This is a genomic window from Stenotrophomonas sp. HMSC10F07 (assembly GCF_001807895.1).
GTDB lineage: Bacteria > Pseudomonadota > Gammaproteobacteria > Xanthomonadales > Xanthomonadaceae > Stenotrophomonas > Stenotrophomonas sepilia.
Genome location: NZ_KV791343.1, coordinates 1 through 20,865 on the forward strand (window position 1 = coordinate 1; position 20,865 = coordinate 20,865).

At 68.1% G+C, this 20,865-nt stretch carries 22 protein-coding genes; 10 read left to right on the plus strand and 12 right to left on the minus strand.

The annotated features are described in order from the left end of the window. Nucleotides 1–58 precede the first annotated feature (58 nt). Entirely contained in the window at nucleotides 59–943 is an 885-nt protein-coding gene (locus HMPREF3114_RS04720) for a LysR family transcriptional regulator (protein ID WP_053500502.1), read from the minus strand. 105 nt (nucleotides 944–1,048) lie between these two features. Here HMPREF3114_RS04720 and HMPREF3114_RS04725 point away from each other — a divergent pair, with 105 nt between their 5' ends. Further along, nucleotides 1,049–2,461: an MFS transporter gene (locus tag HMPREF3114_RS04725; RefSeq protein WP_053500500.1), complete on the plus strand. Its 1,413-nt coding sequence runs from the start codon at nucleotides 1,049–1,051 to the stop codon at nucleotides 2,459–2,461. A 135-nt stretch (nucleotides 2,462–2,596) separates the two neighbouring features. On the opposite strand, the gene HMPREF3114_RS04730 is transcribed toward HMPREF3114_RS04725, so the two are convergent. The 4 genes from HMPREF3114_RS04730 to HMPREF3114_RS04745 are packed head-to-tail and all read right to left on the minus strand — an operon-like array spanning nucleotide 2,597 to nucleotide 5,451. Next, nucleotides 2,597–3,394 carry an N-formylglutamate amidohydrolase gene (locus HMPREF3114_RS04730; protein ID WP_053500498.1) on the minus strand — a complete coding sequence of 266 codons (798 nt, stop codon included), beginning with the start codon at nucleotides 3,392–3,394 and terminating at the stop codon, nucleotides 2,597–2,599. Further along, nucleotides 3,387–3,941 (minus strand): NUDIX hydrolase, encoded by a 555-nt coding sequence (locus HMPREF3114_RS04735; RefSeq protein ID WP_010481791.1) that lies wholly within the window; start codon nucleotides 3,939–3,941, stop codon nucleotides 3,387–3,389. Before HMPREF3114_RS04735 ends, HMPREF3114_RS04730 begins: the two co-directional genes overlap by 8 nt. Next, a complete protein-coding gene (locus HMPREF3114_RS04740; protein WP_053500496.1) occupies nucleotides 3,938–4,873 on the minus strand; it encodes a 5'-3' exonuclease in 936 nt (311 codons plus the stop codon). Before HMPREF3114_RS04740 ends, HMPREF3114_RS04735 begins: the two co-directional genes overlap by 4 nt. Continuing rightward, nucleotides 4,870–5,451 carry a nitroreductase family protein gene (locus tag HMPREF3114_RS04745; RefSeq protein ID WP_053500508.1) on the minus strand — a complete coding sequence of 194 codons (582 nt, stop codon included), beginning with the start codon at nucleotides 5,449–5,451 and terminating at the stop codon, nucleotides 4,870–4,872. The genes HMPREF3114_RS04740 and HMPREF3114_RS04745 overlap by 4 nt, the downstream gene beginning before the upstream one ends. A 331-nt stretch (nucleotides 5,452–5,782) precedes the next feature. Here HMPREF3114_RS04745 and HMPREF3114_RS04750 point away from each other — a divergent pair, with 331 nt between their 5' ends. Both HMPREF3114_RS04750 and HMPREF3114_RS04755 read left to right on the plus strand, forming a co-directional pair. After that, nucleotides 5,783–8,104, plus strand: coding sequence for a DUF1631 domain-containing protein (locus HMPREF3114_RS04750; RefSeq protein ID WP_053500494.1), 2,322 nt, complete (start codon nucleotides 5,783–5,785; stop codon nucleotides 8,102–8,104). A gap of 51 nt (nucleotides 8,105–8,155) precedes the next feature. Further along, nucleotides 8,156–9,235 (plus strand): NAD(P) transhydrogenase subunit alpha, encoded by a 1,080-nt coding sequence (locus HMPREF3114_RS04755; RefSeq protein WP_005415378.1) that lies wholly within the window; start codon nucleotides 8,156–8,158, stop codon nucleotides 9,233–9,235. A gap of 62 nt (nucleotides 9,236–9,297) precedes the next feature. Here the strand turns inward: HMPREF3114_RS04755 and HMPREF3114_RS04760 are convergent, their stop codons facing one another. The 3 genes from HMPREF3114_RS04760 to HMPREF3114_RS04770 are packed head-to-tail and all read right to left on the minus strand — an operon-like array spanning nucleotide 9,298 to nucleotide 10,670. After that, nucleotides 9,298–9,759, minus strand: coding sequence for a DUF3106 domain-containing protein (locus HMPREF3114_RS04760; RefSeq protein ID WP_053500492.1), 462 nt, complete (start codon nucleotides 9,757–9,759; stop codon nucleotides 9,298–9,300). Between the two features lie 3 nt (nucleotides 9,760–9,762). Then, nucleotides 9,763–10,089 carry a hypothetical protein gene (locus HMPREF3114_RS04765; protein ID WP_053500490.1) on the minus strand — a complete coding sequence of 109 codons (327 nt, stop codon included), beginning with the start codon at nucleotides 10,087–10,089 and terminating at the stop codon, nucleotides 9,763–9,765. Next, nucleotides 10,086–10,670, minus strand: a complete 585-nt coding sequence (locus tag HMPREF3114_RS04770; protein WP_080375114.1) for an RNA polymerase sigma factor — start codon at nucleotides 10,668–10,670, stop codon at nucleotides 10,086–10,088. Before HMPREF3114_RS04770 ends, HMPREF3114_RS04765 begins: the two co-directional genes overlap by 4 nt. Nucleotides 10,671–10,768: 98 nt before the next feature. Here HMPREF3114_RS04770 and HMPREF3114_RS04775 point away from each other — a divergent pair, with 98 nt between their 5' ends. Both HMPREF3114_RS04775 and HMPREF3114_RS04780 read left to right on the plus strand, forming a co-directional pair. After that, the gene (locus HMPREF3114_RS04775) at nucleotides 10,769–11,089 is read left to right on the plus strand and encodes an NAD(P) transhydrogenase subunit alpha part 2 (protein WP_005415382.1); all 321 of its coding nucleotides are present in this window, start codon (nucleotides 10,769–10,771) and stop codon (nucleotides 11,087–11,089) included. After that, nucleotides 11,086–12,546, plus strand: a complete 1,461-nt coding sequence (locus tag HMPREF3114_RS04780) for an NAD(P)(+) transhydrogenase (Re/Si-specific) subunit beta (protein ID WP_053500486.1) — start codon at nucleotides 11,086–11,088, stop codon at nucleotides 12,544–12,546. The genes HMPREF3114_RS04775 and HMPREF3114_RS04780 overlap by 4 nt, the downstream gene beginning before the upstream one ends. A 111-nt stretch (nucleotides 12,547–12,657) precedes the next feature. Here the strand turns inward: HMPREF3114_RS04780 and HMPREF3114_RS04785 are convergent, their stop codons facing one another. Further along, on the minus strand, nucleotides 12,658–13,077 hold the full coding sequence (locus HMPREF3114_RS04785; protein ID WP_032953950.1) for a membrane protein: 420 nt from the start codon (nucleotides 13,075–13,077) through the stop codon (nucleotides 12,658–12,660). A gap of 122 nt (nucleotides 13,078–13,199) precedes the next feature. On the opposite strand from HMPREF3114_RS04785, the gene sufT reads away from it, so the two are divergent. From sufT to HMPREF3114_RS04800, 3 genes are all read left to right on the plus strand, one after another. Then, entirely contained in the window at nucleotides 13,200–13,751 is a 552-nt protein-coding gene (gene sufT / locus HMPREF3114_RS04790; RefSeq protein WP_005415385.1) for a putative Fe-S cluster assembly protein SufT, read from the plus strand. Nucleotides 13,752–13,810: 59 nt separating this feature from the next. Beyond that, a complete protein-coding gene (locus tag HMPREF3114_RS04795; protein ID WP_005412326.1) occupies nucleotides 13,811–14,905 on the plus strand; it encodes a branched-chain amino acid aminotransferase in 1,095 nt (364 codons plus the stop codon). Nucleotides 14,906–15,355: 450 nt separating this feature from the next. Further along, a complete protein-coding gene (locus HMPREF3114_RS04800; RefSeq protein ID WP_053501047.1) occupies nucleotides 15,356–17,098 on the plus strand; it encodes a S8 family peptidase in 1,743 nt (580 codons plus the stop codon). A 189-nt stretch (nucleotides 17,099–17,287) separates the two neighbouring features. On the opposite strand, the gene HMPREF3114_RS04805 is transcribed toward HMPREF3114_RS04800, so the two are convergent. The 3 genes from HMPREF3114_RS04805 to wrbA all read right to left on the minus strand — a co-directional run bounded on the left by HMPREF3114_RS04805 (nucleotide 17,288) and on the right by wrbA (nucleotide 18,778). Next, on the minus strand, nucleotides 17,288–17,773 hold the full coding sequence (locus HMPREF3114_RS04805; RefSeq protein ID WP_053501049.1) for an asparaginase domain-containing protein: 486 nt from the start codon (nucleotides 17,771–17,773) through the stop codon (nucleotides 17,288–17,290). A gap of 79 nt (nucleotides 17,774–17,852) precedes the next feature. After that, nucleotides 17,853–18,188: a DUF2069 domain-containing protein gene (locus HMPREF3114_RS04810; RefSeq protein ID WP_005415388.1), complete on the minus strand. Its 336-nt coding sequence runs from the start codon at nucleotides 18,186–18,188 to the stop codon at nucleotides 17,853–17,855. Continuing rightward, on the minus strand, nucleotides 18,185–18,778 hold the full coding sequence (gene wrbA, locus HMPREF3114_RS04815; RefSeq protein WP_053501045.1) for an NAD(P)H:quinone oxidoreductase: 594 nt from the start codon (nucleotides 18,776–18,778) through the stop codon (nucleotides 18,185–18,187). The genes HMPREF3114_RS04810 and wrbA overlap by 4 nt, the downstream gene beginning before the upstream one ends. 77 nt (nucleotides 18,779–18,855) lie before the next feature. On the opposite strand from wrbA, the gene HMPREF3114_RS04820 reads away from it, so the two are divergent. Together HMPREF3114_RS04820 and HMPREF3114_RS04825 are read left to right on the plus strand one after the other, a co-directional pair. Next, a complete protein-coding gene (locus HMPREF3114_RS04820; protein WP_005415390.1) occupies nucleotides 18,856–20,130 on the plus strand; it encodes a YihY family inner membrane protein in 1,275 nt (424 codons plus the stop codon). Next, complete coding sequence (locus HMPREF3114_RS04825) at nucleotides 20,127–20,702, plus strand: TlpA family protein disulfide reductase (RefSeq protein ID WP_053501043.1); 576 nt, start codon at nucleotides 20,127–20,129, stop codon at nucleotides 20,700–20,702. The genes HMPREF3114_RS04820 and HMPREF3114_RS04825 overlap by 4 nt, the downstream gene beginning before the upstream one ends. Nucleotides 20,703–20,865: the final 163 nt, after the last annotated feature.

The window sequence follows — 20,865 nt, forward strand, 5'->3', positions numbered from 1 at the left end:
CGCCGGGCATGGCCCGGCGCTACCGCGAAGCCGAACTCCATCCACGCATGGCGTGGATCTACCAATCCCCCGCCAGCAACGCGTCGGCCAGTACCTGCAGTTTCGGCGAATGCTGGCGCGACGGCGGGTAGATCAGTGACAGCGCGCGGCTGCGGCCCTCAAACGGCTGCAGCACGCGCTGCAGGCGGCCATCGGCCAAGGCGTCGGCCACCGCGAAATCCATCACCTGCACGATGCCGATGCCGGCGATCGCCGCTTCCACCAGCGGATCGCCGCTGTCGAACACCATCCGCGCCGGTGGCGTGAAATCATGAAGCTGGCCGTCCTGCAGGAACTGCCAGTCCACCAGCCGGCCACTGCGCAGGTTGCGCACCGCCAGGCAGGCGTGATCCCGCAAGGCGGCCACATCGTCGGGCGTGCCACAGCGGTCGAGGTAGTCCGGGCTGGCCACCGTCACCCAGCGCAGCGGCGGCAGTGGCCGCGCGACGATGCGCTGGTCGGCGATGACGCCGGTGCGCAGCGCGGCATCGAAACCTTCCTCGACCAGATCGACTAGGCGGTCGTTGAGCACGGCTTCCACCTGCAGTTGCGGGTGCTGCTGCAGCATCGGCCCCAGCAGCGGTACCAGCACCTTGCGCCCGAACATCGAGGGCGCACTGATCTTCAGGGTGCCCGAGGGCGTGCACGGACGGTCGGCCAACTGGCGTTCGGCATCCTCGAGACCGCACAGCAGGGGCGCGACCTGATCGACGAACTGGCGACCATCCGGGGTCAGTGCCACGTTGCGGGTGTTTCGCTGCAGCAGCTTCACCCCCAGCGTGGCCTCCAGCCGACTGATCGCGCGCGACAGGCCTGACTGGCTCAGGCCCAGTTGCCCGGCGGCGACGGTGAAACTGCGTGCTTCGGCCACCTGCACCAGCATGCGCACGGCATTGAGGTCCATCGAGGTTCCATTCATGCTGAAAATCATGACAGATATGGACGGAAAGGGGTTTATTGATAGCTCTGCATCAATGAGACTGCGCTCCCCCACAGCACCGGAGCGTCGATGCCCCCCCTCAAGTATCCGCGCTGGGCGCTGGCCCTGCTGGCCACCGCCCAGCTGATCATCGCCCTGGACGCCACCATCATCTTCGTCGCCCTGCATGACATGGGGCGCGCGCTGGAGATCAACGCACAGCAGCTGCAATGGGTGGTCAGTGCCTACACCGTGGCCTTTGGCGGCAGCCTGCTGCTGGGGGGCCGTGCCGCCGACCTGATCGGCCGTCGCCGCTTCTACCGGCTGGGCATGCTGCTGTTCGCACTGGCGTCGCTGCTCGGCGCGCTGGCGCCGAACGCCACCCTGCTGATCATCGCGCGTGCGGCGCAGGGCATCGGCGCGGCATTGCTGTTCCCGGCCACGCTGGCGCTGATCAACACGTTGTATGCGGAAGGTCCGGTGCGCAACCGTGCACTTGCGATCTGGAGCATGGCCAGCGCGGTGGGCCTGGCGCTGGGCACGCTGCTCGGCGGCGTGCTGACCCAGGCGTTCGGCTGGCCGGCGGTGCTGGCGGTGATCGTGCCACTGGCCACCACCTGCGCGGTGGCTGCGGGTGCGTGGTTGCCGGCCGATGGCCCGCGTGCGCAGGGCCGCTCGTTCGATCTGGCCGGCTGCATCACCGTCACTGCCGGCGGCAGCCTGCTGGTCACTACCCTCGTGCAAGGGCCGGAGTGGGGCTGGACTGCGCCGGCCACGCTGGGCTGCCTGCTGCTGTCGGTGCTGCTGCTGGTGGCGTTCGTGCAGATCGAACAGCGCAGCCGCGATCCGCTGATGCAGTTCGCGTTGCTGCGGCTGCCCGGACTGCGCGCGGCACTGGGGCTGACCTTCGCCTTCATGAGCAGCTATGGGGTGCAGTACTACTTCATGGCGCTGTACTTCCAGGACGGCTACGGCTGGAGCCCGCTGCAGGCCGGCCTGGCATTCCTGCCCGCCACCGCGGTGTGTACGGTCGGCATCCAGCTGGCCGAGTGGACGCTGCAGCGCTGGAGCGCGCGCAAGGTGCTGGTGGTCGGGCAGCTGGCCGGCGCCATCGGTATCGCCTGGGTGGCCGCGACGCTGCCGCACGGCGCGAACTTCTGGCCGCTGCTGCCCGGCGTGGTAGTGCTGAGCATCGGCCAGGGCATGACCTGGACCTCGATGTGGATCGTGGCCGGGCAGGGCGTGCCGTCCGCACAGCAGGGTGTTGCATCTGGCATGGCGGCGACCGCGCAGCAGATCGGTGGTGCGCTGGGCCTGGCAGTGCTGGTGATGGTGGCCAATGCCGATGCGGGTGCAGCCGGGTCGCTGAGTGCACTGGCCGGGCTGGTGCGCGCCGAATACGGTGCCGCCTTGTTTTCACTGTTCGGCGTGGTGATCGCGCTGGGCCTGCGCCCGGCGCCGGCCGAATCGGCCGCCACCGTCTGCCCGGCCAACGAGGCATGATTGAGGGCGCTGCCGTGGCGGATGTGCCGCGCCTGTGGTAGCGCCGGCCGCTGGCCGGCAACCTCGGGGTGGTTGGATCATTGGGGTTGCCGGCCAGCGGCCGGCACTACCGATACGGGATGGAACCACGCGCGTTCAACCCAGCGCCAGCAACTCCGGTTGCAGCGCGCCGAACATCCGCGCCAACCGCTCGGCCCACGCCTGCTGCCCTGCCATATCGGCAATGAGGTCCTGGCGGATCTCCAGTTCCACGTGCACCAGCCCACGGCCTTCGCCATGCACCGGCACCGCGTAGTCGCTGGTGCTGCTGACCGAATACGGTTCGTTGTCCCCCACCACCAGGTCGCCTTCCTCGCGCAACGCCTGCAGCAAGGCATGGGCAAAACGCGTGTCCTGGTGGTACAGCACGCCGGCATGCCACGGCCGCTGCACGCCGTTCATCGCCGGAGTGAAGCTGTGCATCATCACCAGCAGGGTGGGGCGGCCGGAATCACGGCGTGCATCAAGCTCGGCCTCGATGCGCGCGTGGTAGGGCGCGTGGATCGCATCGATACGCTGCTGCCGCTGTGCTGCCGACAGCCCGGCATTGCCCGGCACCACGGTGTGGTCGCTCACCTCCGGAATCAGCGTCGGTGAGGCCAGTGGGCGGTTGCAGTCGATCAGCAGCCGCGAGTACGTCTGTTCGATCGCCCAGGCATCGAGCCGTTCGGCCAGTGCACGGGTGGTGCCGGCGATGCCGATGTCCCAGCCGATGTGGCGGTCCAGCTCGGCCTGCGGCAGGCCGAGCCCGGTCAACGCACGCGGCACCTGCTGGCCGGCGTGGTCGGCCAGCAGGAGGTAGGGCGAGACGCCCTGCGCCCGGTGGATCGTGTAGATCGCCGGGTCGTCGGCGCCGAGCAACGCAGGCAGCCTGTGCAGGTCCGCGTCAGCCACGCGGGCGTCCGTCCAGATGGTGCTCGATCATCCACAGCCCGGCCCACAGCTTGGCGTCCAGCTCGTAGCCTTCGCCCATCTTCTGCACCAGCCAGGCCGCAGCCTCGCTGCGTGGAATCTCGTGCACGGTGATGTCCTCGCTGTCATCACCGCCCCCTTCGCCGATGCGGCGCAGGCCGGTGGCGCGCACGAAGGCGATCTTCTCGCTGCTGGCGCCGGAAGACGTCGGGCCGATCATCAGCACTTCGGCGTGATCGGCGGTCCAACCTGTTTCTTCTTCCAGTTCACGCACCGCCGAGACTTCGATCGATTCGCCGGCGTGGATGTCGCCGACCAGGCCGGCCGGCATTTCGATGGTGGGCGCCTGCAGCGGTACACGGAACTGTTCGACGAACAGCACCTTGTCCTCCGGGGTGACGGCGATGATGATCGCGGCCAGGCCACCGGCATGGGTGCGTTCGCTGTATTCCCAGGTACCGCGCACCAGCATGCGCTGGTACTTGCCTTCGTAGACGACGCGCGGGGCTTCGGTATTGCGCTGGCTCATGCGGGCTCGCTGTGGGAGGGAAGAGGATCGGCCACGCCGGCGGCGTCGAACAGCCGGCGGCGGGTCATCGGGCCGAAGCGCAGGGTCTGGCACAGGCCACCGAGCAGCTCTGGATCGGCCGATTGGCGCAGCAGTCCGGGCTGGCTGCCCTCCAACGGCGCGTCCAGCGCGATGGTGGTCAGCTGGCGCCAGAGCTGGGCGTGCTCGCGCTGCTCGCGCAGCCGCACTGCCATCTGTGCAGCGCCACGCAGGCGCAGGAACGGCACTTCGTCCAGTCGTTCGAACAGCGCATCCATGCTGCCGAAATGGGCCAGCAGCACGGCGGCCGATTTGCTGCCGACGCCACTGACACCGGGAATGTTGTCCACCGCATCGCCACACAGGGCCAGGTAGTCGGCGATCTGGTGCGCGTGCACGCCGTGCCGCGCCTTCACCCCGGCCACGTTCCAGCGCTGGTTGCGGGCGTAGTCCCACTGCTCGTCATGGTCGACCAGCAGCTGCGACAGGTCCTTGTCGGCGGAGATGATCACCCCGCGATGGCTGCCCCGGTGTACGTGCAGGGCGCTGCCGATCAGGTCGTCGGCCTCGTATTCGTGGTGGGCCAGGACGGCAAGGCCCAGCGCCGCGCACAGCGCCTTGCAGTGCACGAACTGGCGCTTGAGCGCTTCCGGTGCTGGCTCGCGGTTGGCCTTGTAGGCCGGATACAGCCGGTGGCGGAAACCACTGTCAAGCGCTTCATCGAAGGCGATGGCGATGTGCCGCGGGCGCTCGCGCTCGAGCAGGTCCAGCAGGAAGCGGGCGAAGCCGTGCACCGCATTGGTGGGCCAGCCCTGTGCGTCCTGGAACTGGTCTGGCAGTGAATGCCAGGCACGGAACACGTAGATGCTGGCATCAACCAGGTACAGCGACGGCGGGGCAGCCGGCAGGGTCATGCCGGGGGCGTCCAGTCGCGCAGCAGGGCCGCCGGGTCGGGGCGCTCGCGCTCGGGTACGTCGGCCTTGGGCGTACCGATGTGGATGAAGCCGGCGATGCGTTCGCCGTCGACCAGGCCCAGGTGGGCCTGCACGGCCGGATCGAAGGCCATCCAGGCGGTCAGCCACTGCGCGCCGAAACCCAGCGCCTGCGCGGCCTGCAGCAGGGCGAAACAGACGCAGCCGGCGGTCATCAGCTGTTCCTGTTCGGGCACCTTCGGGTCCGGCCGCGGGCTGGCCACCACCGCGATCACCAGCGGTGCGTGGCTGAAACGCTGGCGGTCCTTCTCGAACACGGCCTCGCCCGCATGTGGGTCGCGCTGGCGGCTGCGTTCAGCCAGGAAGTCGCCCAGAGTGTGACGTGCATCGCCTGCGATTTTCAGGAAGCGGAACGGTACGCGCTTGCCGTGGTCGGGCACGCGCACCGCTGAGGCCAGCATCCGCTGCAGGGTGGCCGGGTCCGGCCCGGGCTCGCCCAGTTGCCGCGAGGGCACCGAGCGGCGGGCATCCAGGGCGAGCAGGGCGGCAGGATCGGGCATGGAGGCTGAACCGGTCATCACGGGCGTTTGATTATAGTCGGGGTGGTCAATGACGCCGTCTGTGTCGCGTCCGGCCCCTGAATACCAAACTGTGATGAACATCATGCCACTGGCGGGAAACGGACAGCCGCTTCCCCTCGCCTCGTGGGCCTTGCACGGCTTACGATATCTGTCTTGCCGGGCCGCCGGTCATGAGGTTTGAAGTGAGGACTGTTTCACTGTCCGTGACGGGCTGGCCGGCCTACCATCGACGTTCCGGTACATGGGGTGTGCCGGAAGCCGCGATGTCCATGCTGTCTGTCGTACCAGAGAAGGTGGGGAGCCTTCCCGAATGATGAGCGTGCCCACACCGATGGGATCGCCGGGCCGTGACCCGGCCCAGCTCCAGCGTGCCCGGGACATGGTCCTGCCCGCGCTGTGCCAGGCCTTCGGGGCGGCACTGGCGCGCTTCGACGATGCCCTGTTCGACCGCGCCGGCAATGCCGGCTCGTCACAGCTGCTGTTCCTGGACGCAATGCGCGAACTGCGCCGCCGCCGTGAGGACATCGCGGCCGCTTTCGCAGGCCACCTGCAGCAGGCCTGGGCCGCATTGGCGGCGGGTGAGCCGCTGTCAGCCGAGGCGACCCTGTCCGGGCCGGCCGAGGATGGGCTCAGCCTGCTGGCCGAGCATGTGCTGGAATCCCGGTTGGCGGTGCGCAATTTCGCCACTGTCTTGCTGCGTGACTTCAAGCCGGTTCTGGCGCGGCTGGATCGCCGCCTGGGCCGGTTGATCGGCGGCGCGGAACTGGACGCGGACCACAACCCGATCAGCCCCGAACACCTGGGCGTGGCCATCCACGAAGCCTTTGCCGGCTGTGAACTGGCCCCGGAAGTGCATCTGGTGCTGATCAAGCTGTGCGAGCGCGACCTGCGTGCACCGGTCGGTCGCATCTACGAGAAGCTGGACGAGCAGCTGGCCGCAGCCGGCGTGATGTCGCAGATGGGGGCTCCGCAGCGCCCACAACCGCCGGCACCGGATCCGCGCATGGCCGGGATGCTGGATGACCTGGTCGAGCATCGCCACGGCGCGGGCGTCGATCCGGGGTTCAGCGATGACGAGCAGGCCGCACCGGCCTGGGCGCAGCGCTTCGCCGCCCGCTGGTCCGAGCGCCGCGGGCATATGCAGCAGCACCTCGGCGGCGATGACGGCGCCACCGGCGAGGCCTACGCTGGCCAGCAGGGCATGCTGCTGGAAGCGCTGCACGAACTGCTGCAGCAGACCCGCCACGTGCGTGAGGACGCCACGTCTGCGGCACAGGTGGCGGTTGGCCAGCAGCGCCCGCTCAGCCAGCGCGAAATGATGTCGGTGCTGTCGCTGCTGCAGGCCACGCCCAGCGCCACCCTGCGCGCGGCCATCGGCGAGGACGGCGAATCGCTGGCGCAGCGCCTGAAGAGCGAAGTGCTGTCCAGCGCCACCCAGCTTGGCGTCGATCCGGGCCAGACCCGGCTGGACCCGCAGGATGAGGATGCCATCGACCTGGTCGGCATGCTGTTCGACGTGATGCTGGACGAGCGTGAACTGGAAGGCCGCTCGCGCGAACTGATCGGCCGCCTGGTGGTGCCTTTCGTCAAGGTCGCCATGCTCGACCGCCGCATGTTCGTGCAGAAGACCCACCCGGCGCGCAAGCTGCTCAACTCGCTGGCCGAGGCCTGCGAGGGCAACACCGGCGAGAGCCAGGCCGAGCGCATGCTGATGGCCAAGGTCGAAGAGATCATCGAGCGCCTGGTGGCCGAGTTCAACGAGAACCTGGCGATCTTCCTGACCCTGGAAGAGGAATTCCGCGAGTTCCTGGTGCAGCATCGCCGCCGCGTGGAAATCGCCGAGCGCCGTGCCGCAGAAACGCAGCGCGGCCAGGAAAAGCTGGAAATGGCCCGCAGCCGGGCCGGTGCGGAACTGGACCGCCGCATCGGTGACGCCACGCTGCCGCCGGCCATTGCCGAGTTCCTGCGCCAGCCGTGGCAGCATCATCTCACCCTGGCGCTGCTGCGCGAGGGAGAAGAAGGCGCGTCGGTGGCCGAGGCATTGAGCCTTGGCGATGGCCTGCTGGAGGAAGTGGCCGAGGCCCGCCGCCAGATCGTCGGCAAGCCGTGGCTGCAGGCCTGGCAGCCGGTGCTGGCCAAGGTGTTTGCCAGCGTCGGCGTGCACGGCGATGCGGCAACCGCCGCCATCGATGCCCTGCATGACACCCTGCAGGGCATCGCCGAATCGCGGCCGGAACTGCAGCGTGCGCTGCCGGAGCTGCCGCAGGTTGCCTTGCCGGCGCCGCCAGTGGCTGAATCGCCGGCGGTTGAGCTTGGCGGGCAGATTGACGCCGACGATTTCGACAACGCCGATGCCGACCGCTTCCGCCGCATGGAAATCGGCAACTGGCTGGACTTCGTCGACAAGGATGGCAAGGTGCAGGCGGGCAAGCTGTCCTGGGTCAGCCCGATTTCCTCGCGCCTGCTGTTCGTCAACCGTCGCGGCGTGCGCTTCTGCGTGGCCTCGCCGGAAGAGCTGGCGGTGATGATGCGGCTGGGCCGCCTGCGTGCCCACGTTGATGATGGCGCCTTCGACAGCGCCATGCAGGGCGTGATCGATCGCCTCGACCCGGGCAGCGCCACGCTGCACTGAGCGGGTGCTGCCTGCTAGGATCGGGAAACTCACCGATCAGCGGGGACCTGCATGGCCGTGGCGTTGCTGGGGATCAAGGAGACCGCGCCGGGCGAACGGCGCGTGGCACTGACGCCGGAGACCGCGCGCAGGCTCGGGGCCTTGGGCATTGCCGTCTGGTATGAGGCGGGCGCGGGTTTGGCCGCTGGTTTCACCGACGCCGCCTATGACGATGCCGGTGCACGCGTCTTCGACGCGGGCCGCTGGGCCGAGATCGATATCCTGCTGTGCGTGCAGGCCCCCCCTGCGGCGGTGCTGGAACAGCTCAAGCCCGGCGCCAGTGTGGTCGGCCTGCTGGCCCCGGCCAGCGATCCGGCGCTGGCCGCGCTGGCGGCCGATGGTCGCCTGCAGCTGTTCCCGCTGCAGCAGCTGCCGCGCACCACCCGTGCGCAGGCGATGGACGTCCTCAGTTCGCAGGCCGGCATGGCCGGCTACAAGGCGGCGCTGATCGCCGCCGAACGCGCGCCGCGCTTCTTCCCGATGCTGACCACTGCGGCCGGCACCGTGCGGCCGGCCAAGGTGCTGGTGATCGGTGCCGGCGTGGCGGGCCTGCAGGCCATCGCCACTGCGCGCCGCCTCGGTGCACAGGTGGAAGGCTTCGACGTGCGCCCGGAAACCCGCGAGCAGATCCAGTCACTGGGTGCACGCTTCCTCGACCTCGGGGTCAGCGCGGCGGGCGAGGGAGGCTATGCGCGGGCGCTGACCGATGACGAGCGTGCCGAGCAGCAGCGTCGGCTGGCCGACCACCTGCGCAGTGTGGACGTGGTGATCTGCACGGCTGCGGTACCCGGCCGCCCGGCGCCGACCATCGTGACCGCTGCGATGGTGGAAGGCATGGCCACCGGCAGCGTCATTGTTGATCTGGCAGCGGAAAGCGGCGGCAACTGCGCACTGACCCTGCCGGGGCAGTGCATCGAACACCAGGGCGTGACCATCGACGGTCCGCTGGGCCTGGCCAGCCGCGGCGCGACCCAGGCCAGCGAGATGTATGCACGGAACCTGCTCAACTTCGTTGCGCTGTTCGTGCGCGACGGGCAGCTCGGTTTCGATTGGGACGACGAACTGCTGGCGAAGACGCGCTGGCAGGCGTGAGTGATACGGGGTCAGATCCCTTTGCCTCTGGCAAAGGGATCTGACCCTGGTATCCCGAAGGCTTACCGTGGCTTCGCCGGCGGCGGGTTCTCCCGCACCCAGTCCTTGCGTTGCTCCGGCGTCATCTGCGACCAGCGCTCGCGCAGTGCGTCGCGCTGCGCGGGCGGCAGATCCCGCATCTGACCGAACAGGGCCCGGGCCTGCTCACGCTGTTCCGGGCTCATGTGCTCGAAGCGGCGCAGGCCGCGGCGGGCCTTGTCGCGTTCCTCCGGGCTCATCGATTGCCAGCGCTGGCCATGCGAGAGCATCCGCTGGCGCTGGCCGGCATCGGCGCTGTTCCAGCGGTCGCGCAGCGGCGCCAGCAAGGATTCCCGCTGCGCTTCACTCAACTGTTCCCAGGCCGGCAGCGGTGGGGCTGGCGCGGGGCGTGCGGCAGGGGCGGGCGCGGCGTTCTGCGCCAATACCGGGAAGGCCGGCAGCAGCAACAGGGTCAACAGCAGCGGCAGGGTATGCAGTCGGGACATGGTTCACTCCATCGCCAGGTCGGTATCGCCCAGCCACAGGTACAGATCGGGATTTTCGTCGTACAGCACGCTGTTGTCTTCCACCGAGGCCAGCACCGGTGCCGGCACGGCGGGCGACAGGGGGCTGTGGCCGCTGAACTGCAGGCCGATCCCCAGCGCCACCACCAGAGAACAGGCGCTGGCCAGCCACCAGCGCCAGCGCCCGTGACGAGCCGCGCTGGCGCCGTGGCGGGCCTGGCGCAACCGTGCCAGCGTGGCCGGCGACAGCGCCTGCAGCGACTGCGCGTGCAGGTTGCGCAGCATGTCATCGGAGGGCAGGGAGCGGTTCACGGGTGGGTCTCCAGGTAGTCCTGCAGCGCCTGCCGGGCGCGTGCCAGATGGGTTTTTACCGCGCCTTCGCTGCAGCCCATGGCGCGGGCAGTGGTGGCTCCGTCCAGGTCCTGCAGCACCCGCAGGGTGAAGGCTTCGCGCTGGCGTGCGGGCAGGGTACGCAGGGCCTGCACCAGGTGCTGGTACTGCTGGCGCTGTTCGTGCGCCTGCGCCGGGTCCGGGTCGGGGTCGGCCCAGTCGATTCCGCCTCCGTCGGCGTCCTGGTTGTCGCGCCAGAACGGCAGGCGGAAACGGCGCCGGCGCTGCAGGTCGATCACGCGGCGGCGCAGGATGCTCCAGAACAGGGGCGCCCATTCGGCCGCCGGCTTGTCGGCGTAGTCCAGCATGCGCATCAGCGCGTCCTGAACCGCGTCCATGGCGTCTTCGCGCTGGCGCAGGCCGGCCTCGGCGAAACGGAACGCGCGCGGGCCGACGCTGGCCAAGAACGCCTCCAGCGATGCTGGCAGGGCATCGGTGTCGGCGCTCGGGGGGACGGGGCTGCTCACCAGCACAGGGTACGGTTCCTCGCTCGGGGTCACCATCGACAACGCGTGAGCGTCACCGCGGTTGACGCCGGGTGCGCGCCGGGTTCAGCCCGTGGTTATGATGGGCCGACGAAGACAGAGCGGGAGCGTTGCCAGTGAGTGACGGGTTCGTAGCGCTGTACATCTTCATGCTGGCGGCCATCGCCGGCCACGTGATCATTTCGCGGGTGCCGGTGATCCTGCATACCCCGCTGATGTCGGGTTCCAACTTCATCCACGGCATCGTGCTGATCGGCGCGATGGTGGTGCTGGGGCACGCGCAGACGCCGCTGGAAAAGGCGCTGGGCTTCCTTGCCGTGGTGCTCGGTGCCGGCAATGCCGCCGGTGGCTACGTGGTCACCGCGCGCATGCTGGAGATGTTCAAGCCGAGCGCGCCCAAGGGCGGCAGGGACGAACCGAAGGAGCCACAGGCTTGAACATCAGCACCGTCGAACTGCTCGACTGGCTGGTCAAGGCCAGCTACCTCGTCGCCGCCACGCTGTTCCTGCTGGGTCTGCAGCGCATGGCTTCGCCGCTGACCGCGCGCAGCGGCATCCGCTGGGCCGGGCTGGGCATGCTGCTGGCCACGGTGGCGACCTTCTTCCTGCCTGAACTGCACAACGTGCCGCTGATCCTGGTGGCACTGCTGCTGGGCGCGGGCCTGGCCTGGTGGTCGGCCGGCAAGGTGGCCATCACCGACATGCCGCAGATGGTGGCGTTGTACAACGGCATGGGCGGTGGTTCGGCCGCGGCGATCGGTGCGGTGGAACTGCTGCGCTATGCCTTCCTTGCCAACCGCGATACCCGCCATTGGAGCGAGCAGGCGCTGGCCGACCTGGCCGCGCGCCAGCCGTCGGGCATGGTGCTGCTGCTGGCGGTGGTCGGCGCGGCGATCGGTGCGGTCTCGCTTTCCGGTTCGGTGATCGCCTGGGCCAAACTGGACGGACGACTGGACAAGCGCGTGACCTGGCCCGGCCAGCAGGTGATGAACCTGATGGTGGCACTGGTAGTGGCGGTGCTGGCGATCATCGCGGCCAGCACGCTCAACACCTCGGCAATCGTCGCCTTCTTCGTGCTGGCGCTGGCACTGGGCGTGCTGATGACGTTGCCGATCGGTGGCGCCGACATGCCGGTGGTGATCTCGCTGTACAACGCATTCACCGGCCTGGCGGTGTCCTTCGAAGGTTATGTGCTGGGCAATGAGGCGCTGATCATCGCCGGCATGATGGTCGGCGCGGCCGGCATCCTGCTGACCCGGCTGATGGCCAAGGCGATGAACCGGCCGATCCGCAACGTGCTGTTCTCCAACTTCGGCGGTGGTGCCGGAGGCGAGGCACAGGCGATCACCGGCGCGCAGAAGCCCATCGAAGCGTCGGACGTCGCGGCGATGATGGCCTTTGCCGAGCGCGTGGTGATCGTGCCCGGCTACGGCATGGCGGTGGCACAGGCCCAGCACAAGATCTGGGAACTGGCGCAGCGGCTGGGCCAGCGCGGCGTGAAAGTGAAGTTCGCGATCCACCCGGTGGCCGGGCGCATGCCCGGGCACATGAACGTGCTGCTGGCCGAGGCCGGCGTGCCCTACGACCTGATTGCCGACATGGACGACATCAACCCCGAATTCGCCAATACCGATGTGGTGCTGGTGATCGGTGCCAACGACGTGGTCAATCCGGTGGCGCGGACCGACCCGGCCAGCCCGATCTACGGCATGCCGGTGCTGGATGTGGTCAACGCGCGCAACGTGGTGGTGATCAAGCGTGGCAAGGGCACCGGTTTTGCGGGCATCGAGAATGCGCTGTTCTACGCCGACAACACCCGCATGCTCTATGGCGACGGCGCCGAAGCGGCGGCCTCGCTGGTGAGCGAACTGAAGGCGCTCGACGGGGGGCATTGAGGACGTACCGGTAGCGCCGGGCCATGCCCGGCGGCGTTTCGTGCGGACCGCTGCGCTCGCCGGGCATGGCCCGGCGCTACCCTCATCCACGCGTGGCGTGAATCTGCGCGCTCAGCGCGCCAGCCAGGCACCTACGGCCACGGCCACGGCCAGCCACAGCCATTCCACCGCGCCATTGGCCAGGCTGATCAGGGTCCAGGCCAGGTGCGGGCCCATCCGCGTGGTGGCATCCCACAGGTCCAGGCCGATCGAGCCGCCCATCCAGGCGCTGGCGATGGCCCAGTTGGCCACGGCGGCCACCAGCAGGGTGCCGAGCACGACCAGGGCGACGCGCAGCCGGCCTGGGCCCAGCGTGCCCAGGCGCAGCATGAACACCAGTTCCAGGGCGGCCAGCACCGCCATCCAGCCGACCTGCCGGCCGGTCATCAGCGCCAGGACCATCCAGGCGAGGGGAGCGACAAACAGGCCCAGCAGCAGCATGAGGGGCCAGAGCCAGGTCACGGTCCTGGCACGCGCGGCATTGGAGGACATCGAAGCTCCCAGAAGATCACCCACAGGATACTGTGGTTTGCCGCAGTGCACCGGCGGTGCGGGAGCGGCTGGGCTAGAATGCCGTCTTGCGTGGCCTCGGCCACGGCCCCATATCGGTCCCCATGTATTCCCGTAGCAGCGAACCTGTCCACTTCGAACGCGATTGCGAGGCCGTGATGGTCCCGCAGGGCGATACCGTGACCCTGCCTGCCGGCAGCTATGGGTACATCACCCAGGCGCTGGGCGGCAGTTATTCGGTGTTCGTCGAGGGCAACCTGTTCCGCATCGCCGGCAAGGACGGCGATGCCATCGGCAAGGAGGCACCGGCGCCGCTCGAGCTGCCGGCCGACGCCACCGATGAACAGGTGGAGCAGCTGGTGTGGCAGCAGCTGCGCACCTGCTTCGATCCGGAAATTCCGGTCAACATCGTGGAACTGGGCCTGGTCTATGAAGTCGAGATCAAGCACCTGGATGAGGGCAAGCGCGAGATCGACGTGAAGATGACCCTGACCGCCCCGGGCTGCGGCATGGGCGAGATCCTGGTCGACGACGTGCGCAGCAAGCTTGAAATGATCCCGACGGTGGCCGAGGCCGACGTCGACCTGGTGTTCGACCCGCCGTGGAACCAGCACATGATGTCCGAGGCGGCCCGGCTAGAGACCGGCATGCTTTGACCCAGGGCCCGCAGTGACGCGGGCCCGGCACTACCCGCAACCAGAACAGGAATCCTCCGGTGTCCCAGTCCATCCCCAGCTTCGCCGTCACCCGTTCGGACCACCCGCGCAGCGCTGAAGAGCGCGCCAAGATCCTGGAGAAGCCGGGCTTCGGCCTGCACTTCACCGATCACATGGTGGAAGTGCGCTGGGACAAGGATGCCGGCTGGCACAATGCCAATGTGCGCGCCTACGGCCCGCTGCAGCTGGACCCGGCCGCCGCAGTGCTGCATTACGGCCAGGAAATCTTCGAAGGCATCAAGGCCTACCGCCACGCCGACGGTTCGATCTGGACCTTCCGCCCGGATGCCAACGGCCGTCGCCTGCAGCGTTCGGCGCAGCGCCTGGCGTTGCCGGAACTGCCGGTGGAGATCTTCGTCGAATCGCTGAAGCAGCTGATCGCCGTCGACAGTGACTGGGTGCCTTCGGCCGATGAGTCGAGCCTGTATTTCCGTCCGTTCATGATCGGCGACGAGGCCTTCCTCGGCGTGCGCGGCGCCCACAAGGCCGGCTACTACGTCATCGCCAGCCCGGCCGGCCCGTACTTCGCCAAGGGCGTTGCCCCGGTGTCGATCTGGCTGTCCACCGAGTACGCGCGTGCGGCCAAGGGTGGCACCGGTGCTGCCAAGTGCGGTGGCAACTACGCCGCCTCGCTGCTCCCGCAGCAGAAGGCGCAGGCACAGGGCTGCTCGCAGGTGCTGTTCCTCGACCCGGTCGAAGGCAAGTACCTGGAAGAACTGGGCGGCATGAACGTGTTCCTGGTCTACAAGGACGGCACGCTGGTCACCCCGGAACTGTCGGGCAGCATCCTCGAGGGCATCACCCGCGAGAGCATCCTGCAGCTGGCCCGCGACCGTGGCATGAAGGTCGAAGAGCGCAAGGTCAGCATCGACGAGTGGAAGGACGGCGTCGCCTCCGGTGCGATCAGCGAAGTGTTTGCCTGTGGCACCGCCGCGGTGGTCACCCCGATCGGCCAGCTGAAGGGCGAGGGCTTCTCGGTGGGCGACATCAACGCGCCGGCCGGCGAAGTCACCATGTCGCTGCGCAAGGAACTGACCGATATCCAGTATGGCCGCCTGCCGGACCGCCACAACTGGCTGGTCAAGCTGGGCTGATCGCCCACATCGAATCGTAGAGCCGAGCCCGCGCCCGGCTGCGCTTCTGGAAAGCCCGTCCCCGCGACGGGCTTTCTGCGTTTCAGGCCAAGGGTCAGATCCCTTTCCGCGTGAAAAGGGATCTGACCCCGGATCGGTGGACGCCGATGTCGGCAAAGTCATTCCAGGACACGTGACGACCCAGTCAGGTCTGTGCAGGGCACGAGAAAGTTCCTTCACCTTCACAAACCCTCGACCCGAAAAGTCTCAGAACGAACATTTCATCTTGCTGAAAAGACGCTGAAAATCTTGTGGTGTCCGGTTTCGGCCATTAGCGTCATCTGCACGGCGGATCGTTAGGGGGATCCGCTGACTCGCCGGACTTCGAACCTCGCCAACGCAAGCCAGCCCAGGGTTCGGGCCGGTGCTTCTGCCGATTCCGGCATTCACACCACAAGAAAGGGAAATACGATGTCCCAGGTAACGCAACCGCGTGTGCGTCGAGTGTGGGTGGTCCTTGGTGCGTCCGTTCTGTCATCGCTGCTGCTGGCCACGCCTGCGCTGGCCGGTGACGTCCAGCTCAGCGGCCTGCAGTCCGCGCCGACGCACCAGCGCTTCATCGTGAAGTACCGCGACGGTAGTGCGCCGGTGGCCAACACCACCGCACTGGCCTCTTCGCTGAAGAGTGCCGCCGCCGGCCTGGCCAGCAGCCAGGGCCGCGCGCTGGGCCTGCAGGAGGTCCGCAAGCTGGCCGTTGGCCCGACCCTGGTCAGGACCGATCGGCCGCTTGACCAGGCCGAATCCGAGCTGCTGATGCGCAAGCTCGCCGCCGACCCGAACGTGGAATACGTCGAAGTCGACCAGATCATGCGTGCGACGCTGACCCCGAATGACACCCGCTTCAGCGAGCAGTGGGGCTTCGGTACCTCCAACGCGTCGATCAACGTGCAGCCGGCCTGGGACAAGGCTACCGGCACCGGCGTGGTGGTGGCCGTGATCGATACCGGCATCACCAACCATCCCGATCTCAACGCCAACATCCTGCCTGGCTATGACTTCATCAGCGATGCCGCGATGGCGCGCGATGGCGGTGGCCGCGACAACAACCCGAATGACGAGGGCGACTGGTACGGCGCCAACGAGTGCGGCTCGGGCATCCCGGCCTCCAACTCCAGCTGGCACGGTACCCACGTCGCCGGCACTGTGGCGGCGGTGACCAACAACAGCACCGGCGTGGCCGGTACTGCGTTCAATGCCAAGGTCGTCCCGGTGCGCGTGCTGGGCAAGTGCGGCGGTTACACCTCCGACATCGCCGACGCGATCGTGTGGGCCTCTGGCGGCACCGTCAGTGGCGTGCCGGCCAACGCCAATCCGGCCGAAGTCATCAACATGTCGCTGGGGGGTGGCGGCAGCTGCTCCACCACCTACCAGAACGCCATCAACGGCGCAGTCAGCCGTGGCACCACCGTGGTGGTCGCCGCCGGCAACAGCAACACCAACGTGTCCTCGTCGGTGCCGGCCAACTGCCCGAACGTGATTGCCGTGGCGGCCACAACCTCGGCCGGTGCGCGTGCCAGCTTCTCCAACTACGGCACCGGCATCGACATCTCAGCACCGGGCCAGAGCATCCTGTCCACCCTCAACACCGGCACCACCACGCCTGGCAGCGCCAGCTACGCGTCGTACAACGGCACCTCGATGGCGGCGCCGCACGTGGCCGGCGTGGTTGCGCTGATGCAGTCGGTCGCGCCAAGCCCGCTGAGCCCGGCGCAGGTCGAAAGCATCATCAAGAGCACTGCACGCCCGCTGCCGGGCGCCTGCTCGGGTGGCTGCGGCGCCGGCATCGTCGACGCCAACGCGGCCGTGGCTGCGGCGATCAACGGCGGTGGCAACCCGAACCCGGGTGGCAACGTGCTGCAGAACAACGTGCCGGTGACCGGCCTGGGCGCCGCAACCGGTGCCGAGCTGAACTACACCGTCGCCGTTCCGGCCGGTAGCAGCCAGCTGCGCGTGACGATCAGTGGCGGCAGCGGCGATGCCGACCTGTACGTGCGCCAGGGCAGTGCCCCGACCGATACCAGCTACACCTGCCGTCCGTACCTGAGTGGCAACAGCGAGACCTGCACCATCAACAGCCCTGCCGCCGGCACATGGTATGTGCGGGTGAAGGCCTACAGCACCTTCTCGGGCGTGACCCTCAACGCCCAGTACTGAGCCCAAGTCCCTCTCCAAGGGCACGCCCTGGCTTCGGCCGGGGCGTTTTCGCTTCTGCAGAGCCGAGTCCATGCTCGGCTGCTCCGGCTGCCGACCGTTGTGCCACGCTGGCACGCGGTTGCCGAGCATGGCCCGGCACTACAAGGACAGTGCTCTGGCAGGTGCCGACCTTGGTCGGCACGCGGTTCCTCAGACCGACTCGAAGCGGTTCGCAGCCACGTTCTTGCGCACGTGCTGCGGGTCGAAGATCCGCCCGTTCATCGCGATGTACACGCCGCTCGGCAGCGACTGCACCGCACCGATCGCGCAGCCGATGTTGAACTCGGCATCCGAGCCGCGGAAGCGTGCCGGGCTCAGTGCGCCGGTCATCACGATGGTCTTGTCGGGGATCGTCGCCAGCACCTTGCCGGTGTGCACCATCGAGTCGGTGCCGTGGGTCACCAGGACGTGCCGGGTCGGCTGCGCGGCGATGGTGGCGCGGATCAGTTCGCGGTCCTCATCGTTGATGTGCAGCGAATCCTTGCGCAGGATCGGAATCACGTTGAAGCGGAACGTCACGCCCAGCTCGCGCAGGATCATGCCGATCTGCGGATCGCCGATCTGGTAGTCCGACTTGTCGTCGAAGTAGATCTTGTCGATCGTGCCACCGGTGGTGACGACCAGGAGCTCTTCCATCATGTGCATGCGCGAAACCAGGACAGGTACTGCGGCGCGGGGCCAGGAATGCAGATGATACGACCCAGCGGGCGCAGCGTCAGCGTTGCTTGCCGAAGCGGGCGCGCAGGCCGGGCAGGCTGGCGCTGAAGATCACCAGGAGGGCCAGCGCGATCTCGATCAGCGCCAGCCAGCGCGTTTCCGGGTGGCTCCAGGCGCTCATCACGCCGTGGCTGAACCAGCCCAGCGCCAGTACCGAGGCCCAGAATCCGGCCTTGCGCCAGCCCAGGCGCACGGCGATGGCCAGCGCCAGCGGCGGTGCGGTGAACACCAGCTGGGTCGCCAGCCAGTGCTTGTCATTGATGAACCAGCCCGCGAACAGCGCGGCCAGCCCCATCAGGGCCAGCAGCAGGACCGTGCGCGGCGCGGCGCTCATCGGGCCAACCGCTGCGCGATGCCGGCCACCCGGCGCCCCAGCGCGCGCGCCAGCACGGCTTCGTCGTCGGTCGGCTGCGGGTCGTCGGCGGCACCGGCTACGTGGCTGGCGCCATAGGGTGTGCCGCCACTGGTGGTATGGCTCAGCGCCGGTTCGGTGAACGGGATGCCGACGATCACGCAGCCATGGTGCAGCAGCGGCACCTGCATCGACAGCAGGGTCGATTCCTGGCCGCCATGCATGGATGCGGTGGACGTGAACACGCCGGCCGGCTTGCCGGACAGGGTGCCATTGACCCATTCGGCGCCCAGCCCATCCAGGAAATGCTTCACCGGCGCGGCCATGTTGCCGAAGCGGGTCGGGCTGCCGAGCAGCAGGCCCTGGCATTCGACCAGGTCCTGCACGCTTACATAGGGGGCGCCATCTTCGGGTACCGGCGGCTGCGCGGTCTGGGTCACTGCGGCCACCGGCGGCACCGTGCGCAGGCGCGCGGTCATGCCCGGCACTTCGCCGATGCCCCGCGCGATCTGGCGCGCCAGCCGTGCCACCGAACCGCCCCGGCTGTAATACAGCACCAGAATCTCGCCCATCGTGCCCGCTTCTCCTCGTCGTGTGGCCACCAGTATGGCTATCCTGCGAGCATTCCGCATCGGGTACCCTTCCACCGATGGAACCTTTGGATACGCTCAACCTGTGGATGGAGCGCGCGCGGGATCGCGCACGGGCCATCAGTTTCGGCCGCTTCCTGTGGCATCGCTTCCTCGACGACCGCCTGTTCCAGGCAGCGGCGGCGCTGGCGTACACCACGGTGTTCGCGCTGGTGCCGCTGGCCATCGTGGTATTCGGCGTGCTCTCGGCCTTTCCCGTTTTCGACCGCTGGAGCGATCAGCTCAGCGACTACGTGTTCTCCAACTTCGTGCCCTCTGCTGCGCGCGCGGCCGAGGGTTACCTGCGGCAGTTTTCGGCGAGTGCCGGCCAGCTGACGGCCGCCGGCTTCATCGCACTGGTCGCCTCACTGCTGATCACGCTCAACAGCGTGGAAGAGACCTTCAACCAGATCTGGCGGGTCGGCTCGAGCCGGCCCAAGCTGACCCGCTTCCTGGTCTACTGGACCGTGCTGACCCTGGGCGCGATGCTTGCCGCCGCATCGCTGGCAGTATCGGCGAGGGTGTTCGCGATGCCGTTGTTCGGTACCCAGGAGGGCCGTTGGTTGGCCGAACTGGCGCTGCGGCTGGCACCGATCCTGATCGAGTTCGTCTGCATCACGCTGATGTTCCGCGTGGTACCGCACCACACGGTGAAATGGCGGCATGCCGTGCCCGGCGCGATCCTGGCGGCGGTCATCCTTGAACTGGTGAAGTGGGGCATCGGCGCGTATCTGGGCAGCTTCCAGTCCTATCAGAAGCTGTATGGCACGGTCGCCTTCGTGCCGATCCTGCTGCTGTGGATCTACCTGTGCTGGGTGGCGGTGCTGCTGGGCGCGTCGCTGGCCTCCTCGATGGCCGCCTTCCGCTACCAGCCGGTCGAGCTGCGCCTGCCGCAGGGGTACGAGTTCTATGGGCTGCTGCGCCTGCTTGGCCGCTTCCAGCATGCACGGGCCAAGGGCAAAGGCCTGGCCGATGACGAGATCCTGCGGCTGGAGCCGATGCTGACCGATTCACTGCTGCAGGACCTGATCTGCAACCTGCAGGAGATCGACCTGCTGCGCCGCGATGAGCGCGGCGAGTGGCTGCTGTCACGCGACCTGGACCAGGTCAGCCTGGCCGATCTGTACGAATGCACCCAGCTGCGCATCCCGGTAGCCGAGCAGCACCTCCCGTACCGCGACGACAGCCTGGGCCGTGCCGCCTTGGCGGCGCTGGATGACCTGCGACTGCCCCTGCGCGAACGCCTGAAGCGCAAGGTCAGTGATATCTATACCGACTCTGGAGACACCCCATGACCCGCAAGACGTCGTTGCCGCTGCTGCTCCCGTTGACCCTGCTGCTGGCCCTGGCGGCCTGCAAACCGGCCCAGGAGCCGGCACCGGCCAGCAGCCAGCCACCGGCGCAGGCACCGACGCCGAGCACGCCGGCACCGGTCGAGGAAACCCCGGCCGAGCGCACCACCGCCGAGTTCCCGACGCTGAAGATGAAGGCGGTGGATGGCAGCGACTACGACCTGGCCGCGCATCGCGGCAAGTGGGTGGTGGTGAACTTCTGGGCGACCTGGTGCGCGCCGTGCCGCAAGGAGATGCCCGAGCTGTCGGCCCTGCATGCGATGCGTAGCAACATCGAAGTGGTCGGCTTGGCTTACGAGGACATCGAAGTGCCGGAGATGCAGTCGTTCCTGGCCAAGCATCCGGTGACCTATCCGATCGTGATCGTGGACCCGTTCGATCCGCCGGCCGACTTCGCCACGCCGCGTGGCCTGCCGCTGACGCATCTGCTGGACCCGCAGGGCAAGCTGGCGCACACGTTCCTTGGCCCGGTGACCGCCGCCGACATCGAAAAGCAGATCGCGGCTGCCAAGTAGTGGGTTGGTCGGCAGGGCCTGCGGCCCTGCACCCGCGGTAGTGCCGGCCGTTGGCCGGCAACCCCAGCAACAGCAAAAGCAACAGCCCAAGTGGGTTTCCTGAGGGTAGGCGGGGTGGGTCCGGTTGCGGGGGCCGCTGCAAGTACCCCTCCGGGGCCCGGCC

What these genes read in the sequence shown, in the direction of transcription:
- HMPREF3114_RS04720 (WP_053500502.1), bottom strand. Translation starts at nt 943, where the DNA reads ATGGACCTCAATGCCGTGCGCATGCTGGTGCAGGTGGCCGAAGCACGC.
- HMPREF3114_RS04725 (WP_053500500.1), top strand. Translation starts at nt 1,049, where the DNA reads ATGCCCCCCCTCAAGTATCCGCGCTGGGCGCTGGCCCTGCTGGCCACC.
- HMPREF3114_RS04735 (WP_010481791.1), bottom strand. Translation starts at nt 3,941, where the DNA reads ATGAGCCAGCGCAATACCGAAGCCCCGCGCGTCGTCTACGAAGGCAAG.
- HMPREF3114_RS04740 (WP_053500496.1), bottom strand. Translation starts at nt 4,873, where the DNA reads ATGACCCTGCCGGCTGCCCCGCCGTCGCTGTACCTGGTTGATGCCAGC.
- HMPREF3114_RS04745 (WP_053500508.1), bottom strand. Translation starts at nt 5,451, where the DNA reads ATGCCCGATCCTGCCGCCCTGCTCGCCCTGGATGCCCGCCGCTCGGTG.
- HMPREF3114_RS04750 (WP_053500494.1), top strand. Translation starts at nt 5,783, where the DNA reads ATGATGAGCGTGCCCACACCGATGGGATCGCCGGGCCGTGACCCGGCC.
- HMPREF3114_RS04755 (WP_005415378.1), top strand. Translation starts at nt 8,156, where the DNA reads ATGGCCGTGGCGTTGCTGGGGATCAAGGAGACCGCGCCGGGCGAACGG.
- HMPREF3114_RS04760 (WP_053500492.1), bottom strand. Translation starts at nt 9,759, where the DNA reads ATGTCCCGACTGCATACCCTGCCGCTGCTGTTGACCCTGTTGCTGCTG.
- HMPREF3114_RS04770 (WP_080375114.1), bottom strand. Translation starts at nt 10,670, where the DNA reads ATGGTGACCCCGAGCGAGGAACCGTACCCTGTGCTGGTGAGCAGCCCC.
- HMPREF3114_RS04785 (WP_032953950.1), bottom strand. Translation starts at nt 13,077, where the DNA reads ATGTCCTCCAATGCCGCGCGTGCCAGGACCGTGACCTGGCTCTGGCCC.
- sufT (WP_005415385.1), top strand. Translation starts at nt 13,200, where the DNA reads ATGTATTCCCGTAGCAGCGAACCTGTCCACTTCGAACGCGATTGCGAG.
- HMPREF3114_RS04800 (WP_053501047.1), top strand. Translation starts at nt 15,356, where the DNA reads ATGTCCCAGGTAACGCAACCGCGTGTGCGTCGAGTGTGGGTGGTCCTT.
- HMPREF3114_RS04805 (WP_053501049.1), bottom strand. Translation starts at nt 17,773, where the DNA reads ATGGAAGAGCTCCTGGTCGTCACCACCGGTGGCACGATCGACAAGATC.
- HMPREF3114_RS04810 (WP_005415388.1), bottom strand. Translation starts at nt 18,188, where the DNA reads ATGAGCGCCGCGCCGCGCACGGTCCTGCTGCTGGCCCTGATGGGGCTG.
- wrbA (WP_053501045.1), bottom strand. Translation starts at nt 18,778, where the DNA reads ATGGGCGAGATTCTGGTGCTGTATTACAGCCGGGGCGGTTCGGTGGCA.
- HMPREF3114_RS04820 (WP_005415390.1), top strand. Translation starts at nt 18,856, where the DNA reads ATGGAACCTTTGGATACGCTCAACCTGTGGATGGAGCGCGCGCGGGAT.
- HMPREF3114_RS04825 (WP_053501043.1), top strand. Translation starts at nt 20,127, where the DNA reads ATGACCCGCAAGACGTCGTTGCCGCTGCTGCTCCCGTTGACCCTGCTG.